1 rRNA gene is annotated in these 312 nt (G+C 43.3%); it reads right to left on the bottom strand.

Annotation, left to right across the window (positions count from 1 at the left end):
* Positions 1 to 81, bottom strand: a 5S ribosomal RNA gene (gene rrf / locus Ga0466249_RS26040); the annotation flags it as partial.
* Positions 82 to 312: the final 231 nt, after the last annotated feature.

Below are 312 nucleotides of genomic sequence, written 5' to 3'. Positions count from 1 at the left end.
CCAAGTACTTTCGACGTATAAGGGCTTAACTTCTGTGTTCGGTATGGGAACAGGTGGATCCCCTTAGCTATCGTCACCAGATATGTCGTCAATCTTGCAGCATCTGCTGCGTTACTCCTCAGTCACTTGCTCGACGTACTTATCAGTACGTGGTCGCTACGTTCCTTCCGGTGCGCCTTGCAGCTACTACAACCTTGCCAACCTAAACCATATTATCAGTTTAGAGTATTTTGTTGAGAAAGTCTTGCTCTCTCAAAACTATACAGAAGAAGTTTTACTTAATGTACTTTAGAATCTTATCATTTCGGCCTT

It is taken from the genome of Pelorhabdus rhamnosifermentans (genome assembly GCF_018835585.1).
GTDB lineage: Bacteria > Bacillota > Negativicutes > UMGS1260 > UMGS1260 > Pelorhabdus > Pelorhabdus rhamnosifermentans.
Note: the sequence above shows the minus strand (reverse complement) of the source record. Positions and strands in the feature narration are given on the sequence as shown.